The 16,050-nt window shown below is 61.0% G+C and carries 12 protein-coding genes and 2 pseudogenes; 3 read left to right on the top strand and 11 right to left on the bottom strand.

Annotated elements, in window-relative coordinates; all coding sequences use genetic code 11:
* Nucleotides 1-25 precede the first annotated feature (25 nt).
* On the top strand, nucleotides 26-1,639 hold the full coding sequence (locus tag MUY14_RS03380) for a recombinase family protein (protein WP_247020677.1): 1,614 nt from the start codon (nucleotides 26-28) through the stop codon (nucleotides 1,637-1,639).
* A gap of 795 nt (nucleotides 1,640-2,434) precedes the next feature.
* Here MUY14_RS03380 and MUY14_RS03375 read toward each other — a convergent pair.
* The 9 genes from MUY14_RS03375 to MUY14_RS03335 form a co-directional block, all read right to left on the bottom strand.
* Complete coding sequence (locus MUY14_RS03375; RefSeq protein ID WP_247020675.1) at nucleotides 2,435-2,779, bottom strand: hypothetical protein; 345 nt, start codon at nucleotides 2,777-2,779, stop codon at nucleotides 2,435-2,437.
* Between the two features lie 248 nt (nucleotides 2,780-3,027).
* The gene (locus MUY14_RS03370; RefSeq protein ID WP_247020673.1) at nucleotides 3,028-3,600 is read right to left on the bottom strand and encodes a Swt1 family HEPN domain-containing protein; all 573 of its coding nucleotides are present in this window, start codon (nucleotides 3,598-3,600) and stop codon (nucleotides 3,028-3,030) included.
* A complete protein-coding gene (locus MUY14_RS03365; protein WP_281506249.1) occupies nucleotides 3,597-4,226 on the bottom strand; it encodes a DUF5343 domain-containing protein in 630 nt (209 codons plus the stop codon). The genes MUY14_RS03370 and MUY14_RS03365 overlap by 4 nt, the downstream gene beginning before the upstream one ends.
* A gap of 372 nt (nucleotides 4,227-4,598) precedes the next feature.
* The gene (locus MUY14_RS03360) at nucleotides 4,599-5,000 is read right to left on the bottom strand and encodes a hypothetical protein (protein WP_247020669.1); all 402 of its coding nucleotides are present in this window, start codon (nucleotides 4,998-5,000) and stop codon (nucleotides 4,599-4,601) included.
* A gap of 576 nt (nucleotides 5,001-5,576) precedes the next feature.
* Complete coding sequence (locus tag MUY14_RS03355) at nucleotides 5,577-7,379, bottom strand: FtsK/SpoIIIE domain-containing protein (RefSeq protein ID WP_247020667.1); 1,803 nt, start codon at nucleotides 7,377-7,379, stop codon at nucleotides 5,577-5,579.
* Nucleotides 7,369-8,259 (bottom strand): hypothetical protein, encoded by an 891-nt coding sequence (locus MUY14_RS03350; RefSeq protein WP_247020665.1) that lies wholly within the window; start codon nucleotides 8,257-8,259, stop codon nucleotides 7,369-7,371. Before MUY14_RS03350 ends, MUY14_RS03355 begins: the two co-directional genes overlap by 11 nt.
* The gene (locus tag MUY14_RS03345) at nucleotides 8,256-8,591 is read right to left on the bottom strand and encodes a hypothetical protein (RefSeq protein WP_247020663.1); all 336 of its coding nucleotides are present in this window, start codon (nucleotides 8,589-8,591) and stop codon (nucleotides 8,256-8,258) included. The genes MUY14_RS03350 and MUY14_RS03345 overlap by 4 nt, the downstream gene beginning before the upstream one ends.
* The gene (locus MUY14_RS03340) at nucleotides 8,588-8,920 is read right to left on the bottom strand and encodes a WhiB family transcriptional regulator (protein ID WP_247020661.1); all 333 of its coding nucleotides are present in this window, start codon (nucleotides 8,918-8,920) and stop codon (nucleotides 8,588-8,590) included. Before MUY14_RS03340 ends, MUY14_RS03345 begins: the two co-directional genes overlap by 4 nt.
* A gap of 398 nt (nucleotides 8,921-9,318) precedes the next feature.
* Complete coding sequence (locus tag MUY14_RS03335; RefSeq protein WP_247020660.1) at nucleotides 9,319-10,815, bottom strand: helix-turn-helix transcriptional regulator; 1,497 nt, start codon at nucleotides 10,813-10,815, stop codon at nucleotides 9,319-9,321.
* Between the two features lie 279 nt (nucleotides 10,816-11,094).
* Between MUY14_RS03335 and MUY14_RS03330 the strand changes: the two genes are divergently transcribed.
* On the top strand, nucleotides 11,095-11,505 hold the full coding sequence (locus MUY14_RS03330) for an Imm1 family immunity protein (protein ID WP_247020658.1): 411 nt from the start codon (nucleotides 11,095-11,097) through the stop codon (nucleotides 11,503-11,505).
* Between the two features lie 1,229 nt (nucleotides 11,506-12,734).
* Nucleotides 12,735-13,232: pseudogene (locus tag MUY14_RS03325) on the top strand (Scr1 family TA system antitoxin-like transcriptional regulator); the annotation flags it as partial.
* Between the two features lie 1,435 nt (nucleotides 13,233-14,667).
* On the opposite strand, the gene MUY14_RS03320 reads toward MUY14_RS03325, so the two are convergent.
* The gene (locus tag MUY14_RS03320) at nucleotides 14,668-15,180 is read right to left on the bottom strand and encodes a hypothetical protein (protein ID WP_247020654.1); all 513 of its coding nucleotides are present in this window, start codon (nucleotides 15,178-15,180) and stop codon (nucleotides 14,668-14,670) included.
* 97 nt (nucleotides 15,181-15,277) lie between these two features.
* Nucleotides 15,278-16,039, bottom strand: a pseudogene (locus MUY14_RS03315) (alkaline phosphatase D family protein); the annotation flags it as partial.
* Between the last annotated feature and the right edge of the window lie 11 nt (nucleotides 16,040-16,050).

The following is a 16,050-nucleotide window of genomic DNA, read 5'->3' as shown; positions in this document are numbered from 1 at the left end:
GCGTCTACCAGCGAGGATACCGACTATGAGCGCACCAGCACCCCGGAAGCGGCGGCGGTTCAAGAAGCAACTCAGCGAGCGGCCGGCGGTCGTCCCGTTCGACCCCCAGGGCGACGCAGCGTTGTGCTACGTCCGTCAGTCGCACTTCTCCGACGAGAGCACGTCCAGCGAGTCACAGGTAGGCGACACGCACCGGTGGACGAATGCCTACGGCATTCCGATTGCTGAAACCGTCCAGGACCTTCACGTCTCCGGCGACTTGGAACCCGAGAAGCGAGACGGGTTGAGGCTCTGGCTTTCTGATGCGCCACCGAAGCCGTGGAAGACACTGGTCGTGTCCAAGTTGGATCGCTTGGTGCGCAATGTGATGGACGCGCTGACCTTGCTGGAATGGCTCCGGGCGCGCGGAAAGCGGTTGATCTGCATTGCCGAGGGCATCGATTCCAGCAACTCCATGTCCGAGTTCATGATTACTCTGATTGCAGCGTTCGCCCGCATGGAACGAGAGCGCATGAGGGAGCGCTTCCGTGCAGCCAAGGCCCGACTCAAGGAAGCCGGTCGCTGGGGCGGCGAAGGACATATTTATGGAACCATGCCCGTCGAACTACCCGGCGGTGGCTGGATTCTCGGACTCGATCCCCTTGCGGTCAAAATCCTTCACAAACTATCAAAGATGGCGCGATCAGGAACGCGCCTTATCGACATGGCCCGCTGGCTGAACGAGAATGAAGTCGTAACACCGCGAGACAGGCAATTGCAACTGGGAGCGGAGCGACGGGGCGAAGATCCCGTCACACTCGAACTGCGAAGGTACGAATGGCAGGGCAATACGTTGGGTCGCCTGCTCACAGATCCAGCATTGGTGGAGTTCGGGATCTTCGAACCCGCTGAGCAAGCCGAGATAGTTGCCCGACTGGAAGAAAAGTCCAAGCGAAAGACGCGAGGAAGCAACCGGCCATATGAATTCTCCGGCATCCTCGTATGCCCAGAGTGCTCGGAAAATCTGTGGCATCGACTGACCGTTGTGAAGCGAGGCGGCAAGAACGGAAAACCAGCGGTCGAGTACCAGTACAGGTTCTGGCAATGCCCATCACGCAAGCACGGCCCGGCCATGAACGCGGAAGAAGTAGAGCCGTTGGCCACTCAAGCATTCTACAAGATCTTCGCAATGGTTCCCGTTCGCGAGCGCATCGTTCTGCCACCGACCAACCACGCCAACCAGATAGCGAAGCTGGAGCGGGAGTACGGCAAGCTGATGTCCGGAGTCGCGCGTGCCAATTCAGCAGAGGATCGAAGCCGAATCATGGAAGACGGGGAGAAGGTTCTCTCCGACATCGACACACTACGGGCGCTTCCAGCCGACCCCGGAGGCGTGCAATGGGTTCCCACTGACCGGACCTGGCAGCAAGAGCTAGCAGGGATGTCACCAGAAGACCGCCGTCTCAGGTGGCTGGAACTAGGCTTTTCGTTCGCAGTGCAGAAACGGTCAGACGGCACGTGGCGGGCCGGGTGGCGCCTGCCGGACGGATGGCGAGAAGCCATGCCAGAAGTCGCCGACCGGTACAACCGGTCCGCCATCACAAGCGGAACGCTAGAGATCACAGATCTCCTCAAACCAGGAAACTTGGAATCTTCGTGACGAGATTACAGAAGGCGATCCGAAAATCTGGAAGGAAGATGAACTCAACCTACGTTTGATCAATGGACTTCCGTCGTTAATCTACGCCAACTTCCCCATAGCGCGCGGCTCACCAACCTCGTACAACTCCAATTTAATCAGCGCGCGATGGTCGCCATCACCCGGCGGAACAACCTTACGAACCAAAGTGGCTTTCTGTTCCCATTGCAAAATATGCTGACGGTCAGATGACCGAATTGTTGCCGTTATTGACCGAGTATCACCCACGTTCTGCAAAGGAGACAGCGCCGTAAGCTCAATACGAAGAGGAGCTTCGCCCGCCCACGAGTTTGGCACCTGGCCCGCCATGGACGGCAATTCTCCAGAACCTACCCGACGCCCGTCCGAGTCGTGCACAACCACTCGGACGTCGTCCGCAGCGAATCCCGCAGTATTCCGAATCTCGACTATCTCGGTCGTAGTCGAGTCAGGAGTATTATCCCGGACTGCATGAAGCGCCAGATAAGGGCGCGTTGCGTATGCCAAGGCTTCACGACTCTCCCGGGCGGCTTTACCACTCGCGAGCGCCGACTTCCATGAAGCGACTGCGGATGCCGTCCCAGCAAGTGCACTTACCGTTGCCGCTACCGCCGCTATCGTCGTCACTTCAACCACTAGCCATCTCGATTCTACTTTCATTCAAAACGTTCGCCGCCGCGAGCGTCACGCAAGACAATACCCGAAGCCGCGAGCAGGCAGATGACAGCGCCACAGGTTAGCCCCGGCCACGTCGAGGGAGCCAGCTCAAGAAGGACCTTAGACAATATCAGCTTTGACGAGGCGATAGAGCGGAGCAAGACTTCGCACTACAACTTGACCGATGCCCAGAAGTTCCAGCAAAGCTGGCTCTTTTCCGAGTATCTGTAAGACGTCAGCGTTCTCATGCATTGTGATCTCTTCAGGACTTTTGGGACTACCAGCGTGCACCCCGCCAGCCACATTCGCCCCGTACAGTATTAGATCTTTGACCGTGAAGGAGTTTGGTCGAGTATAGCCAGCGAATCGTCGAAGAAATTCTTCTCTCGATGATGTTTTTGTCCCAACCGGAAAGGGAGTATCAACCCCCTCAAAGGGCGGCTCCGGAAGATCCTGTTCGGTCATACTTGCAGGGTACGATGAACGAAATGTGACCGAAACTCGATACTCCCGATTTATTTGCACGTACAATGGCTGAGCATCGAGAATCAGCTGTCGCAGTAGCGCAGATACCCTGAGAAGCTCATAGTCAGTAACGCGTGACTGCCCCTTTGAGACTAGTCTATCCAACTCTTCAAGCGCTTGAATAAATAGTCTTTTGCGATCCACGCCCTCACCTCTTACCCTAGACACTAGATTACCCTCGCCCGAGGTCAACCGCCGACCTGACGAATCCAGTCTCGAATATTCATTCCAACGCGCTCCACATCCGACTTATCCAAGAAGCCACTATGCATGATTACATTTCTGGAGCGTTCAATATTCGAGAAGATTGCGTTCATCCAGTCTATCCTACGAACGAACGGTTCGAAATCCGACCAATTTTGTTGCATAATCTTGGCAAGGTGATCCATTTCGGTATAAGTTAGAGGATCGTCACCCCTAGTGCCATGCCATTTCACTCGATCCTCGTCATCGCGCCTACTTTCAGCAAATGAGCGGATTTTCTCGGAAACCTGCGTCCGCCACCAATTCTCGCCGTACTCACCCTGCAAAACCTTGGCAACAAAGGTTCGCGCTGCCCGCTCGAAGGCCGTTATCGCAGCATAGACATTCGCCATGCGAAGTCCTGCCGCAAGGTCAGAGCTATCAAGCAAATCGAAGTTAAGAGCAATACGCAGAAGTTCATCATCGCCATGCACCAAAGAATTCTTTCTTCCAGCAGCATCAAGAGCCTGCTCCGCAAGTTGCCCTCGATATATAAACTCGTATATCTCAGGATTCATCGAAGATGCTCCCGCAGACTACGAAAGAGGGCGTCATATACGGCCGGATCCCTCGACTCCGGTAGATGAATATTTATATTGTAAACTAAGCCACTCATCCTCAAAGGGCCACTGCCGCTAACATCATCAACGGGACGCGCATCCGAATTTGCAGGCGAAAGCTTTTTTCCCTCCTCCAGCTGACGACTCACGTCAACCTCATCGGAAAAATCCGCTAACGCAGAGAAGGCCCTGAAGGTGGCGGCCATCTTTCCCAGCACTTCATCACTGTGTTGTCCTTGAGATATTGTTTTCATCTTGCCCTGCACATCAGCCTTCTGCATCTGATGCGCATTTTTGTTTAATTGAAACAGATCCGCATATGCACTTCGAATCGCCTGCGCAAGCACTTTCTTCGCTTCGGACCGATCCAAGAATTCATGATACCGCTGTGTTGGCTGACCCGTATCAGTCAACAATCCCAACGCTTTAAGCATAGTAATTACTAAGCGATCCGCACTACTGGGGAACCCTAGGTCCTCCAGGAACTTTTGCGTGAATCGTTCCGGCGCCTGGGCCTTCTGCAAGGAATCGATGATTGCAGGCAGGTTTTTGACGCTGGTCAGATACGACGTAGGTAAAGACATTTTATCCTTTCATGTGCAACTAGGTGGAAAATATCGGCCATCCGAGCGCTCTCAAGCAACCGCCGCCCTAAGGCGGGGTGACCCGCACATCGCAACGTCTGGACTCTGTGCACTGTCACCTCAATCTCTACTCCGATGCGCGCCGCCAAGAGATGATATGCAAAGTTGCAGATAAATCCGGCGCTAGCAAACAGTCGTCACGCGCCAGAGTGAACGCGCATCCGCCCATATGTTCGATGCGTTGGCGTTGTAGCGAGCGACGGTGTGCAGACGCTTGCACTAGCGTTCTCGTGATGTCCTCAACGACAGGGTGCCCCTCCGCCGCATGGGCCATGGGCGGAGGGGCACTCACAGGAACGGGACACTACCGGCTCACTGCCATCGATACAGCACGTCGCACGCCGCAGTGATCCGGTCTGCCACCTCCTGGATATCCATGCCGTCGACGGTGACCCACAGCGCGCCGTTCGGACCCGCTATTAATGCGACCGACAAGCCGGATCCCGCCACGCCTGGTCTGGTCGTGGCGGCCGGCTCCAGGCCATCTGCGATCCGTTCACGCCTTCCTACGGCGGAACCCTTACCCGCACGCCGGTGCCGATCGTTGTCGGCCCGATCTCCATCGTCCGGCCCGTCGGCGCGATCGCCGTCTGCTGTGCTCGCTTCGCCGTAGGTCGGACGGCTGGCTTTCGCGTTGCGGTGGTGGTCATAGTCGCTGCCCTTCAGTTGCTGCTGTGCGGTCGTTTGCGGTGCGTGGGTGATCTGGTCGGGCAAATGCACCTGTCACCTCCCCTCGTCCGGCAGGCGGGGAGCTGGGGAGAGAGCCGGTCCGGTCCCAGGATCACCCGGGTTTCGACCCGCCCCTGGGTTTGGCCGGCGGCGGCTCCCCGGGCCCCCCGTGCCATGTTTGCGCTGGTCAGCGTGGGGAACCTGCCTTTGGGAGTCGGCGGGGAGAACTCCCCACGTCCCCGGCTCCTCCCCTGCGACCATCCCCGCTTCCCGGCGAGCGAGAGCAGCCGTGACGTCGGTGGCGCGCACAGTCATCACGCCGTGGGACTTGCGGGCGGCTATGCCGTGCTCAGCCAGCAGCGCGGACAGTGCGGCAAAGCTCCACCCGCCGTAGTGCTTTTGGTTGAGCTCCACCAGCCGCGTCAGCACCTGCTGAGTCCGCACCCGGTCATCCCCACCGATCACATCGGCAAGGTCGGACAGCTCGTCCACCTCAACCGGTCCACCCGGCTCGAGTTGCGTCCGTGCGCTGGACTCGACAGCCCGGCCCATCTCGGCGATCAGAGCCACGGCACGGCTAACGACCGGGGTAACGTCGTCGGCTCCGTCTTCGAACGGGACTTAGAACGTGCGGACCAATTCGAACGTCTCGTCCGTGATGCCGACCGCAACGCAGGTCCCCCGGTCGGTATTGATCCGCAGTTCGGTCGCGCGGATACCGGCCGCGTACTTGCCAGAGCCCAACAGGCCGTCATTGGCGACCTGATCGGCCACCGAGAACGCGACACCGCACGAGACGTTGCGAGTGACCTCCCGGGGAATACTGTCTTTCATCGGAGACTGGGTGGCTAGCAGCAACACAATCCCGTACTTGCGCCCCCGCTTGATCAGCCGCACAGCCAGTTCGGCGGCCTTCTTCCCGTACTTGGGGTGCTGGAACAGCTCGTGGCACTCGTCGATACCGCACACCAAAGGGTGCAGGCCGAGCCCAGCCTTATCGGCGAGCTTGCGCGAGACCTTCGGCGGGCGGCCCGGCTGCTCTCCGAGGATCTTGCCGCGTCGCTCCATTTCGGTCAGCAAGTCCGCCAGCGCCTGAGTTGCCGCCTCAGCCACGCTGTCATCCATCCCCATCCCGTAACGGGACAGGCGAGGCCGGAACGGCTCGAAGTCGGGAGACTCGCCCATGACAAACATCCACAGTTCCGCTGTGGGGTCGAGGGCCGCGCCGAGCATCAGCGTCCGCAACGCCGCCGACTTACCTTGCCCCGGACGACCGCCGATCAGCCAGTTGACCCCGATCAACGGCGCGTTGATGACCACCCCGCGTTGGGAGAGTCCGAACGGGACACCGTCGAACACGTCGACTTGTCCATCATGGACCATCGGCCATTGGCCGGCCCCACCCCGCAAGACGCCCTTGTCGGCGATCCACAGGTCAAGTACGCCATCCTCATCTCCCTTGGTAGGCCAGGTTTCCAGTGAGGCACGACCAAGGTTCGCGGCCAGCTTCGATCGGCGTGCGGCGACCATGTCGGCGGTCACCCCGAGTGGCAACCGGAGCTGAGCGAACGTGCCGTCACCGTCCTTGCGCGCGGCCACCGTGTAGACCAGTTCCCCGCCGTCACGGTAGAACCGGTCAAGCGGCGCGATGCCCAGATGCGCCAGCGCCTTGGAAATCATCCGTTCATCAATCCAGGAGTCGGCATCCTCACGGTCCGGACGGACCAGCCACCCGGCACCGGGCGCGCGGTCGCGTCCTTCGAACGCCGCTGCCACCGCCCACACCACCGGAGCCACGATCAGCAGCAGCGGCACCGCGACCGTGAGCGCCGACCACACGCCGTCCACTCCCGCGTAGACGTCCGCCAGCCACGGCCACATATCCGCCCGGTCCATCACCGAATTCACCAGCCACAGCACCCCGGCGACGGGTCCCGCGAACCGCAACGTGATCACCACCCGGCGCAGCACGATGCCGAGCCGTGCCCATCGCGCGGTGGCATCGGACCGGATCAGCTCCTGCGCAGCGCGGCGCGCTTCGGCGTCCCCGGACAGCCGCGCCCGGCGCGCGTCGGCGCGAAGATCGGCGTAGGTGGCCCAGTTCCAGAACTTGACCAGCCACCGCCAGTTCCCGCGCAGAACGAACCACACCAGCCTCAGCAGATCCAGCGGAGCTTTCCGCGCTCGGTAGGCGACCACCGACCGCGCCCGCACCACCGGCCCGGACCGCCACATCCGCCCCGCCCACGCAGTGCATCGCTGCCAGGGGCTCCCCGGTCGCTGGGGCTTCCGGGGACGGGGCTGGGGCAACGTGTCGTCGATCAATTCGCCGTCGAGTACCGGGCCGACGTGTTCGACGTCCCGGCCGCCGCTGCGAGCCAGCGCGGCGTGTTCGTGGTCCTCCCGGTTCGGTTCAGTCGCCACCGCGCACCCCCTTGCCGATCTCCACGCGGAGCGCGGCAGCGAGCCGGGAAGACAGCCCACGTGAACACCCCGTGGCCTCCCGGACCCACGCCGGGGTGATCTCCACACCAGACGTCCAGGCTTCCCGGGCATCGGCGAGGTAGTCGGCGAACAGCTTCCGCCGAGCGGGGCTCTCCCGAGGCGGTTCCGGTGTCACGGGTTCCGGTGTCACCGGTTCAGAAGCTGACACGGTCCGCTCACCGGCCGGGTTGGTTGGTTCGTGAACAGGCGTGTTCGGTTCGTGGACCAGCGCAGCCGGTTCCTCGAATCGGACCGGTTCACGAGCGTCCCCGTGAACGGTGGCGTTCATGAACGCCACGGCCACCGCGTCGGTGAGTTTGTCCCGCAGATCCGTCACCGCCTCAGCCGCCACGAACACGACCAGCGGCGGAACCGAATGCAGGACCACCCCGGCCGGCGACCCGGCCGCCCACGACGACCAGGTGTTCATGATGTAGGTGGCGGCCAGCGTGAGCCACTTCGCCGTCCGCACCCAAGCTCCCGTGTGGACCTGGTACCGCGCGGTCACCTGCTCGGCCCGCAAGATCGCCAGCAAGACCAGGCACACGGTCGGATCGAGCAGCCACGCCGTCAGCCACGGCAGCGACCCCACGGCGGAACCTGCGGCCGCGAACCACTGCACATTGGCGGCAGTGAAGGCCAACCCGAGCACGATCCCGGACCAGCACAGCCGGTCGACCTGAGCCCGCACCCGCTCGACCCGTAGCGCCACCACATCGGGGTGGGTCTGCCAGCGCCGGACGTCGGCCGCTTCGGCGGCATCCTCGGCCAGCCGCCGCGCCCGTCCCTGAACCGCCGTCTCGCTCTGGTTGGTGGTCATCGGCGACCACCACCCCGGCGGTGCATCGTGGTGTCCATGGACGTGACCGTCAGGGCGCGCGTCAGGACATGGGCCGCGATCAGGTCCGGCACCCCGAGGACCACTAGCACCAGGGTCGGGTTGTGCACGTGAGTGATCACCAGCCACTGAACGTCCGTGAACGCCGCGCCCGTGAACAGCACGCGTCCGGCCAGTGACGCCACTCGGGAACTTGCCCGCGCCGCGTCGGCGGCCCGGCGAGCCTTACGGGCGCTCCACCGCCAGACCATGAACAGCGCCAGCAGCACCCCGACTCCGGCGAGGATCTGTGTTGGCGTGAGATTGACCGTCATCGCGCCTCACCACCCCGGCGACGCAGCCACACCGGATACAGGGCCCGCCGGTCGGTGTCCGGCAGCGCACCCCACACCCCAACCGTGTCCGGCCCGGCCGTCCGCAAGTCCAGCTCCCGACATTCGTCGATCACCGGACACCCGGCGCACATCCCGGCAGCCAAGTCCCGGTCCGGCGAGCTGTTGCCAGACAGCTTGGGCATGTCGGCCCGGTCGAACGCCCAGAAGCACAGACCGTCCCTGGTCACCACTTCGTTCAGCACGTCGTCCGGCACGTCGGCATACCGGTCGAGCTGGGCGGCCATCTCCTCGTAGTCGTTATCGGTCATCGCGCACCGCCACTCAGCACGCGCCGCAGCTCCGTCGCCGGAACTACCAGATGGGAGCGCCGACGCACCGCACGTAGCACGCCACTACGGATTGCGGAGCTCACGCAGGACTCGGTGACACCGAGACTCCATGCGGCCTGACGGATGGAAAGAAACGCCGAAGAAGCGGCGTCATGTTTTATGGTTTTCATCAGTTTTTGACCCTTACTATTGGCTTCAGCCCTGCGGTTGCGGGGCCGTGCCATCAAGTAAGCCGTCAACGCGAGATAGCGACTATGCCAGCACCTGAATAAAGGATTCTATGATGGAATATGCGCAGGTCAGCGCCATGTTCAGATCTCGCAATATTCCAGAAAAGAATATTGAGCGTCGAGAATATTCCCTATGAGAATATTGTGTTACTGGGCGCGTTTGACGTCGGCGAACATCTCTCGGAAGTCCGCGCCTGCGTTGGCGCCGTAGGTGTCCAGCTCGTGCTCTAGCTCGGCAGACACCATGAGCAGGGTCGGACGGCTCTGGCGGCCGTTCTGAAGCGCCTGGATGCCCAACGCGGCGGCCTCGTCGACGTCACCGCGCCTGGCGGCGATCACGGCGAGCGTGAGCTGAGCTTCCGCTATGCGCATGGGTGCCATCGGAACGCCTTCGGGGTTGACGCTCCGGCGCATGACTTCCTCAGCGTTGCGCTGGGCAAGTTGGTCTTCGCCGACCAGTCGGTAGGTGTCCATCGCGTAGAAGTCCCACTTGTCCGGGTCGACCACAAAGTGATTGTCCGGCTTGTCCGGGAACGGCAGACGTCCCAGCAGCTCGCTGCCAGCGTCGAGGGCCTTGTGAACTTCCTCGACCTTTCCCATGCGGGCGTAGGCTTTGGCTTGCTGACCGTAAAGCTGGACCGCAACGGAACGCGAGGGCGCAGCCAGAGCTCCGGACTCGGCTGCTGGGATCACGGCGCGGTAGTTTCCGGCCGTCAGGTGGAACCATGCCAGCATTTCATGCGCCCAGCCGACAATGCCGGGATCTCCGGCTTCCTTCCCGAGTTCCATTGCCATTCGTCGGGTGGCCTCGGCTGCGCGCGCGTCGCCCACGTCGTACTCAAGGCATCCCACCAGCAGGGCCAACATCCCGGCCTTGGTGAGCACCTCGCGGTGCTGACCAAGGGTCAGGCGGTTTTCGAGCAGTTCGGTCATCTTGCCGAGCCACTCCTTACCCGTCGTCATGAGCTGACGGGCATCCGCGTGCGGGTAGTCGCAGCACAGTTGCTCAACGGTGATGTTCAGGGCGTCGATTGTGGACGAATCGATTGCCGACGCACGAACCCGCCGAAGTAGTTCGAGCGTGTCCATGCCCGTATTCACGACTAGGAGTTCATCGCGCGCCTCAGGAGTGATCAAGCCGCTTGCCCGCGAGTCGCCGGAGTTCAGGCGTTGCCCCACAGAGAGGTGCTGAAACCTCAAACGGCTTTGACCGGGGAAGTCGAACCAGAGTAGATGCTGAGGCAGGTGAAGAATTTTGGCGTAATTCCGAAGCGTCTCAAGGTTCTGCTCAGGCTTGCCGTTCTCCAGCTTGCTGACCTGAGCTTGAGTGAGCCCGAGCCACCGCCCCAACAGCTCCTGATTCAACGCCTTGCCGAAGAGCTGAAGGTGACGCGGGTGGTTCCGATACGCCTTGAACACCTTGCCGATGTGCTGGCTTTCGAAGGCCGCACGGAACTCGTCCGTCTCGAAGAACTCGTTCCTCAATTGGGCGGGAGGCGTCCGGAGCTGGTCACGCTGTTCCCGGTGGCACTTGCTGCACAGGCGTGCCGTGTTGTCTGCGGCAAGTGCCGACCCGCACCCCTGGCAGCGACGGCCGCCGGAAGTGCCGGCCGCGCGATGCTGCGGACCACCGGGTGCACTCATCGGATCCCCTCGCCTTGCTGGTGCCTGCCTCCCTCTGACCAGCGTACATAGGGCGACATGGTCTCACCAGCGAGTGAGCCGGACCTCAGCGTAATCGCACCTCCACCTGGCGTTATGCCGCTCTCGGCATGTCACATGCCGAGAGCGATATAGACGGGCCTGTCGCACAGCGTGACGGTTGGGCCAAGTCTGAGCGCGCACCCGCGCGCCCGGCCCGAACCACTCCCGACCGAACGGCGACGTGAACACATGCTCCTAACAGCTTCGCTTACCACTGGCGTGGCCCGCGTCACGAGCGGAATGCTGGAATCGACTCGACTTGTCGACGAGATTTTAAGAACGGATCATGTCGACTGGGAGACCACGCTCATAGTTGGGGACGTCGAATTTCATCGCAGCAAAGAGGGCCCCTTTCCCGATCATCAGCTTCGGATCAGCGTCCGGCCGTCGTCCGGTTTTGCCGCGATGAATTACATGGATAACCATGATCGAGAAATGCCGATTGCGAACTCTTTCAACCCGAAACGTCCCCTTCCCGAAGTCAATCTGATATTCAACGGCACAACGGGCGCGGTGTTCCCGCGCACGGCGGCGATTCCGATCCCGAATGCGCGCGCCGCATTGATTGAGTGGCTGAACACCCGAAAGCGACCAACCTGCATCGAGTGGCGCCCCTATGACTCATACTAACGACCTCGGCCAGCGCCTATACGTGACGTGGAGTCGATGCCTTGTCGACAGTCACGATCACGCGATCACAGATGAGGAGTTTGCGCGCGGAGTACAGCGCCAAGAGGGATGGTTTGTCGCCCTATGCGGACATGAATTGTTGATCGCTTCAAGCCTCATACCACCAGCTCCAGCCTGCCCGCGTTGCCGCGCCTATCTCACTGCACGCACGATCCCCAGAAATGTGACTGAGGAGCCCAGAAAACCGATCCACCACAGGAAAGGGCTTCGCAAAAGGCTTTTCCGGCACCACCGATGGTCATCCGCCGCCGCGTGCCCTCCACGTGACGGCGGATCTGAAAGTCCGGCGGGGACGGTCTGCCCCTCGACCGCAGCCGTCCCCGCCGGACGCGATGATCACGGAGCCGAGCGATGATACGATTTTTCCTAGCGCGTCCACTGTCGGGTGTCGTGGGCGAGACTCGGCGCCTAGTCCACGTATTCGAACTGCCGGAGCAGGGCCTTCCTCCTGATCACCTGGTCGCACTGTGCACGGCGTCTTTCAGTCCCGGCCAATTGGAATTGATCGACCACCCGAAGGGCTTGCCCTGCGAGTCGTGCTTACGGCGGACGCCCAACCCTACACCCGAGCTGCCAAGCGAAACACGCCTTGCGCTCCCAGCCAGCTCGGGCGGCGAGTGAGGTGGAAGAGACCGAACGAAAGTCGCCACTCGATGACGCATTCCTGAGAATTTCACAAGAACGCAAGCCCGGCGAACCGATGACGGAAGTGGACTTTGCGGCCGCCCAGCTCATAGTGAACGCCTTTTGGCCACGATTTCGACCTTCACGGCCACTGCCTGAGCGGTGGCAGTAATGGGAGCAACTTTGACTGGATTGAATTCAGGACAGAACTTCACAAAGCCTGGCTGGCCAGGCGTATTCGCACTTGGCATCGCGCTTCGCCGCACACGGATGGCGAGGAGAATTTCATTGCGAGTCCTCGCCTACAGAGCAGGGATTCACCCTGGCGTACTGTCCGCATAGGAACTCGGGGTGCGCGCCCCTAAGCTTGAAGACGTCGCACGCCTGCTCGGCTGCCTTCAGGTCAAGAAGGCGGAATACGACGAGATAATTGCGATTTTTCGCCAGACTGACGGACCAACACTCATCGAACCCGTCTCGGACATTGCCAGTCCGTTGCTTTGGCACTATGAGATGACCGCGACGAGAATTTCGAATGGTCACCCACCCTCATCGCGAATCGGCTCCAAACTGCCGGTTACACTCAGGCAATCTTGGAAAACGGCATCCTTGGCGAAGATGAGGTGAGTCGTCACTCCCTCGCCTGTGCGGCGCGGCCGAACATTGTCGACGGTAATGTCCCGGGAGTTTTTACCTTCTTCCTGAGCGAATCCGCCTTGCGAAGTGCTGCCAGTTCGCCACATGTAATGCTCGACCAATTGCATTACCTACAAAAAGTCGACAAACTCCATCATATAAAGGTACGCGTTGTTCGCGGCGACGCCTCTGCCAACGTCGTACCGCCGTTCTCGGTTTACGAGTCGGCCAGGACAGGCGTGACGACGATTGTTCACCAGAACCTTCATGGGGTCGTTTACGACGCGGAGACACAGAATGCCCGGCGTTACCTGGCGACAACAGAAGCGATACGAGCAAAAGCGGCCAGCGATTCCGATTCCATGCTGATGATTGCCGCTGCCATTGACCAATTGCCGCTCCGCTAGCCAACAGTCGAGTACACCCGCGCGACGCCGCTGCACCTGCGGCGACCAAGCGGAACCCTTGTACAGTCGAGCCGCCCGGCCACTGCTTTGACGGTTGCCGGGCGGCTCTCGTGTATGCGCCTGCCCGCCCGGTGACGCCTGGACAGATGCCCCGACGTTCTCGCAGGTAGAGCGTGTTATCTTGTGTTTGTTGATGTGCGCGATACCCTCCGAGATCCTTAAAATTGACATTGCGTCGCTCACGTGATGCACCTAAAGTGCAACACGGCACACGAAGCGCGCTTCGATTATGAAGGTGTAGGTATGGGCAACAAAGCTAAGCGACACGGTCACAATAGCCAAAGAGTTGGCTATTGTAATATTTGCAACGAGCATGGGCCCCTTACATGGGACCATGTACCACCCAAAGGCAGCACTCGCATCACCGCCGTTGAGATTAGAAATTTCGCCCAACAGATGGATTATCTTAAATCAAGAGGCAGCTCAGTTGATTTTTTTGGCTCCAAGGAGAATTCGCATCCAAAATACCCCCGAAGATCTCCAAATGGAGTTAAGTTCCAAACGATATGTGCAGATTGCAACAATGAGCGCCTAGGAGCGCGCTACGACCTTGAATTGAACAGAGTCTCACGACAAGTGAACCAGCTTGCGAGGGCTCACTTCGGTCTCGGTCTACACGTGCCGGGCAAACTGCGGATCACCGTCCGAACTCATTTCCTGATGCGAAGCCTCATCGGCCACTTGCTTGCGTCAGACGACTCGCGCGATCGCAGCAAGCCCGTGCCACAGCACGGCGGCTGGTACGATGATCTTCGAAATTACTTTCTCGACGAGAGTCGACCACTTCCCGAATCGTTAAGACTATACTATTGGCCATATCCGAGCGAAGATATGGTCATAATCAGCGGAGTTGCTTCGGTAGAGACCGAAAGGGACGGAGCTGTCCTCGGTGACCTTATCAAGTTTTTCCCAATGGCCTACTTCATAACTAATTCAGAGATTAGCTCCAATCTAGGAAACCAACTGCCATCGATATACGGAGATGGATGCTGCGATCTTGATTGCGAGGGCACTCTTCACATCAACTTTGCACACCACCCGCCGTTGAACTGGCCAGAGATGCCCGATACGAGTCATTTGACAATAATGCCCCTCAGTTCGTCGAACTTTTCGCGCAAACGACAGCCGAGGAGATTCTAGTCAAACTTTCGTTGGGTACTCTAACCAATGCGCCTGGTGCTCAGTGCAGACAACCGGGCACTCTCAAGTGAAAGGAAACCCATGACGGATAGCTTGCCCAATGACCTACGGTTGCCAAAGGCGGGCCCCGCGCGTGCCAGCCGATAGCGGCGCGGACCCGCAGGGCAGCCTTACACAGGGAAAAGAAACTCTGAACACACTCACTGGCGGAACATGAAACGCGCTGCGCAGTGATCTATTTCTCGGAAAACAGCGCGGCAACGGCCTCGTGCGAGGCTCCAATCACCGTGCGTGACATGGCGGGCGTCCATAGCTCTTGGCCGGTCCCGTGGACTGTGTTGTTTCGCAGCTTTCGACCTGCGTCGAGACGCTCGTTCTCCCATCCCGCGTTTGGGAGAAGGTTCTGCTTTTCTGCTGTCTTCACGAGTTCAGCAAAGGACTTCTTCTCGTCTGCACCGAGCTTCGCGCGTAAGGCTACTTCTACTGCGAAGATAGACCACGTGCCGCCGACGGCAAATAAGGCATACGCGTAGTAGCCCTGGACGAAGAGGTCACGGCTTGCTGCGAGCAGTTCGGCAGCACCTTGGGGGGTTGAGTCAGTGGTAGGCCACGCGGAGGCCTGTCGACGCAGCTCGTGGAACCCAGCGTGCGCGGGCCCGTTCAAACCTGCGAAGTTGATCATTCGCGGATCAGGTTTGGGGGGCGCACCATCGCCGAGGTCTGCTCCGTCCGGGGTCCAAAGGCTCATGTCGAGATGGTAGATACGGCCTCGAAGCGAGTTAGGTTCGCGGCACTCAAAAGAGTTCGCGCAGGTAGAGCCCCTGTTAGACTGTTGTTGGTTGACATACTTGGCGGTCGTCCCACTGGACGTAGGCGGGCACCTGCGCGGCGAAGCGGCGGAAGTTCTCGTCGAGCCGGTTGTACGCGTGCTGGCCGCGGAACTCGTCGAGCGTCTCGGCGACCTTCGACTTCTCCGCCGTGACGACGTTGCGCCACGTCCGGCCGCCGGGCAGGGCCACGGTTTCGGTCAGCGGGCCGTCCGCGTACACCGTGTCGCCGCTGTGCAGGAAGAGGTCCGGGTTCCGCGCGGCCATCGCCGAGAAGATCGTCATCCCGCCCAGGTCCGGGTTGATGCCCCAGTTCTGGCCGACGACGTCGCCGGACCAGACGATGCGGGTGTCGCGGCGGCCCACCGGCGCCGTGGCGAACCGGCCGGTCAGCGGCTCGCTCGTGGCGCGCCCGTCGAGGGACTCCGCCGTCACGCGGTAGTGGTACTCCGTGCCGGGCCGCAGGGCGGCGACGCGGACCTGCCCGGTGCCCCCGGTGGCCGGGCCGGCGAGGGGGCCGGGCACCCGCCGGGCGTGCCGGAAGGACGGGTCGCGCGCGATCTCGACGGCGAGCCGCGACGGGCGGTCCGCGCGCGACCAGACGATCGCCGAGCCGGGGGTGACGTCGCCGGAGGAGACGCCGTGGGTCAGCACGGGCCGGTCGCGGCGGACGAGCGGGACCGCGGCGAAGGCCGTCGACGGCAGCACGAGCGTGGCGGCGGCGCCGGTGAGACCGGCCTTGAGCAGGGTGCGGCGGGAGTGGTGGGTCGGTTCGGTCATGCGCGGTTTCT

Source organism: Amycolatopsis sp. FBCC-B4732 (assembly GCF_023008405.1).
GTDB lineage: Bacteria > Actinomycetota > Actinomycetes > Mycobacteriales > Pseudonocardiaceae > Amycolatopsis > Amycolatopsis pretoriensis_A.
This window is presented reverse-complemented; position numbering and strand designations above follow the sequence as displayed.

What these genes read in the sequence shown, in the direction of transcription:
- MUY14_RS03340 (WP_247020661.1), bottom strand. Translation starts at nt 8,920, where the DNA reads ATGACCGATAACGACTACGAGGAGATGGCCGCCCAGCTCGACCGGTAT.
- MUY14_RS03370 (WP_247020673.1), bottom strand. Translation starts at nt 3,600, where the DNA reads ATGAATCCTGAGATATACGAGTTTATATATCGAGGGCAACTTGCGGAG.
- MUY14_RS03380 (WP_247020677.1), top strand. Translation starts at nt 26, where the DNA reads ATGAGCGCACCAGCACCCCGGAAGCGGCGGCGGTTCAAGAAGCAACTC.
- MUY14_RS03345 (WP_247020663.1), bottom strand. Translation starts at nt 8,591, where the DNA reads ATGACGGTCAATCTCACGCCAACACAGATCCTCGCCGGAGTCGGGGTG.
- MUY14_RS03350 (WP_247020665.1), bottom strand. Translation starts at nt 8,259, where the DNA reads ATGACCACCAACCAGAGCGAGACGGCGGTTCAGGGACGGGCGCGGCGG.
- MUY14_RS03335 (WP_247020660.1), bottom strand. Translation starts at nt 10,815, where the DNA reads ATGAGTGCACCCGGTGGTCCGCAGCATCGCGCGGCCGGCACTTCCGGC.
- MUY14_RS03375 (WP_247020675.1), bottom strand. Translation starts at nt 2,779, where the DNA reads ATGACCGAACAGGATCTTCCGGAGCCGCCCTTTGAGGGGGTTGATACT.
- MUY14_RS03320 (WP_247020654.1), bottom strand. Translation starts at nt 15,180, where the DNA reads ATGAGCCTTTGGACCCCGGACGGAGCAGACCTCGGCGATGGTGCGCCC.
- MUY14_RS03365 (WP_281506249.1), bottom strand. Translation starts at nt 4,226, where the DNA reads ATGTCTTTACCTACGTCGTATCTGACCAGCGTCAAAAACCTGCCTGCA.